Annotated in this window: 2 protein-coding genes; one reads left to right on the forward strand and one right to left on the reverse strand. The window is 70.1% G+C overall.

Annotated features, from left to right (window positions below; all coding sequences use genetic code 11):
* Positions 1 to 227 precede the first annotated feature (227 nt).
* On the reverse strand, positions 228 to 1,397 hold the full coding sequence (locus tag ACFWP3_RS41770; RefSeq protein ID WP_257556531.1) for a steroid 3-ketoacyl-CoA thiolase: 1,170 nt from the start codon (positions 1,395 to 1,397) through the stop codon (positions 228 to 230).
* 242 nt (positions 1,398 to 1,639) lie between these two features.
* Between ACFWP3_RS41770 and ACFWP3_RS41775 the strand changes: the two genes are divergently transcribed.
* Complete coding sequence (locus tag ACFWP3_RS41775; RefSeq protein ID WP_384232185.1) at positions 1,640 to 2,884, forward strand: cytochrome P450; 1,245 nt, start codon at positions 1,640 to 1,642, stop codon at positions 2,882 to 2,884.
* Positions 2,885 to 3,214 lie beyond the last annotated feature (330 nt).

A 3,214-nucleotide genomic window follows, 5' to 3' on the forward strand; every position in this document is an offset into this window, starting at 1 on the left:
GGGCCTCAAGTACATGAACGAGCGCTACGGCAGCCCCGTCGGCGCCTGGAACTTCTGGTCCGCCAACCACTGGTACTAAGCCACCAGCAGGCAGCGGGCAGCAGGCCCAGCAGCAGTAGCACGCGCATACGAAGGCCCCGGTGGCCGGCCTCCCCAGGTCCGGCCACCGGGGCCTTCCGCATCCCATCCCACGGGGTCTGTGTGCAGCGCCGTGCGGTGTCCGGCGGCTACAGGCGCTGGATGATCGTGCCGGTCGCCAGCGCGCCGCCCGCGCACATGGTGATCAGCGCGAATTCCTTGTCGCGGCGCTCCAGCTCGTGCAGCGCGGTGGTGATCAGCCGGGCGCCGGTGGCGCCGACGGGGTGGCCGAGCGCGATGCCGCCGCCGTTGACGTTGACCTTCTCGAGGTCCTGCTCGAAGACCTGGGCCCAGCTGAGGACGACGGAGGCGAAGGCCTCGTTGATCTCGACGAGGTCGATGTCCTTGAGGGACATGCCGGCCTTGCCGAGCACGGCCCGCGTCGCGTCGATCGGCCCGTCCAGGTGGTAGTGCGGGTCGGCGCCGACCAGCGTCTGGGCGACGATCCGCGCGCGCGGCCGCAGCTTGAGGGCGCGGGCCATCTTGCGCGAGGCCCACATCACGGCGGCGGCCCCGTCGGAGATCTGCGAGGAGTTTCCGGCGGTGTGCACGGCGGTCGGCATGACCGGCTTGAGCCGGGCCAGCGCCTCCATGGACGTGTCGCGCAGACCCTCGTCCCGGTCGACCAGGCGCCACATGCCCTGCCCGGCGGCCTGCTCCTCCTCGGTCGTCGGCACCTGCACGGCGAAGGTCTCGCGCTTGAAGCGCTCCTCGGCCCAGGCGGCAGCGGCCCGCTCCTGCGAGAGCAGCCCCAGCTTGTCGACGTCCTCGCGGGTCAGGCCCCGGTGGCGGGCGATACGCTCGGCCGCCTCGAACTGGTTGGGCAGGTCCACGTTCCACTCGTCCGGGAACGGCTTGCCGGGCCCGTGCTTCGACCCCGATCCCAGCGGCACGCGGCTCATCGCCTCGACCCCGCAGGCGATGCCGATGTCCATGACCCCGCCGGAGATCATGTTGGCGACCATGTGGTTGGCCTGCTGGGAGCTGCCGCACTGACAGTCCACCGTGGTCGCGGCGGTCTCGTACGGGAGGCCCATGGCGAGCCAGGCGTTGCGGGCGGGGTTCATCGACTGCTCGCCGGCGTGGGTGACGGTGCCGCCGACGATCTGCTCGACGCAGTCGGGCTGGATTCCGGTACGGGCGAGGAGCTCCCGGTAGGTTTCGCCGAGCAGGTAGGCGGGATGGAGGTTGGCGAGCGCGCCCCCGCGCTTGCCGATGGGGGTGCGTACGGCTTCGACGATGACGGGTTCCGCGGCCATGAGCTCGTCCTCTCCTGCACTGCGACAGCGCGGCGGGCCGTCCCGGCGCCCCGCCCTGAACTAGTACGCGTTCTAGTTCTCCCCGCAGTCTTATGACCTCAAGCCCCGGCACGCAAGGGTCTTGCACGCGGCCTGCACGGATTCCACACGCAACAGTTGGCGCGCCGACCCTTGTCACTTCTAGAACTCGTTACTACCTTCAAGCCAACTTCTGATGGGCCGTCAGACTTTGGAGTCGCCCGATGTCCTGCCCCGCGCTGCCCGAAGGCTTCGACGCCACCGACCCCGACCTGCTCCAAAGCCGCGTCCCGCTCCCGGAGTTCGCGCAGCTGCGGCAGACCGCCCCCGTGTGGTGGTGCCCGCAGCGGCGGGGCATCACGGGCTTCGACGACGAGGGCTACTGGGTCGTGACCCGGCACGCGGACGTCAAGTACGTCTCCACGCACCCCGAACTGTTCTCCTCCACCACCAATACGGCGATCATCCGCTTCAACGAGCACATCCAGCGCGACCAGATAGATGCCCAGCGTCTGATCATGCTGAACATGGATCCGCCGGAGCACACGCGCGTACGCCAGATCGTGCAGCGCGGATTCACCCCGCGGGCGATCCGCGGACTGGAGGACGCCCTGCGCGACCGGGCCCGGAAGATCGTCGAGGAGGCGGTGGCCGGGGCCGGCGACGGCAGCTTCGACTTCGTCACGCAGGTGGCCTGCGAACTCCCGCTCCAGGCCATCGCGGAGCTGATCGGCGTACCGCAGAAGGACCGGGCCAAGATCTTCGACTGGTCGAACAAGATGATCGCCTACGACGACCCGGAGTACGCCATCACCGAGGAGGTCGGCGCCGAGGCGGCGATGGAACTCATCGGCTACGCGATGAACCTGTCCGCCGAGCGCAAGGAGTGTCCGGCCAAGGACATCGTGACGCAGCTGGTGGCGGCGGAGGGCCAGGGCAACCTCGGATCGGACGAGTTCGGCATGTTCGTCCTGCTGCTGGCGGTCGCGGGCAACGAGACCACCCGCAACGCGATCAGCCACGGCATGCACGCCTTCCTCACCCACCCCGAGCAGTGGGAGCTCTACAAGGCGACCCGGCCCTCGACGGCGGCGGAGGAGATCGTGCGCTGGGCCACCCCGGTGGTGTCCTTCCAGCGCACGGCCACCCAGGACACCGAACTGGGCGGCCAGAAGATCAAGGCGGGCGACCGGGTGGGGATGTTCTACTCCTCCGCCAACCACGACCCGGAGGTCTTCACCGACCCCGACGTCTTCGACATCACCCGCGACCCCAACCCCCACCTGGGCTTCGGCGGCGGCGGCCCGCACTTCTGCCTCGGCAAGTCCCTGGCCGTCATGGAGATCGACCTGATCTTCAACGCCCTGGCCGACGCCCTGCCCGACCTCCGCCTGACCGGCGAGGACCCGCGCCGCCTGCGCGCGGCCTGGCTCAACGGCATCAAGGAACTCCGGGTCAGCCACGGCTGACCCGCGACCCAGGACGGCAGGGGCCCCTTCCTCCCACGCCCCGGCCCCTGCCGTCCACTGGCCCCACCAGCCCCGCCGACCCAATCCAGCCCCGCCAGCCCAATCCAGCCCCGCCGGCGCTTGAGGCGCGGGGTCCGGGGCGGAGCCCCGATCTTTGACCCCAGCCGCGCCCATCCCGCACCTCCAGCCCCACGGGCCCAATCCAGCCCCGCCAGGCCATTCCAGCCCCGCCAGCCCAATCCAGCCCCGCCAGGCCATTCCAGCCCCGCCAGCCCAATCCACCCCCGCCGGCGTAAGAGGAGCGGCGACCGGGTCAAGTCACAGAAACAC

The sequence above is a fragment of the Streptomyces sp. NPDC058525 genome (genome assembly GCF_042719495.1).
GTDB lineage: Bacteria > Actinomycetota > Actinomycetes > Streptomycetales > Streptomycetaceae > Streptomyces.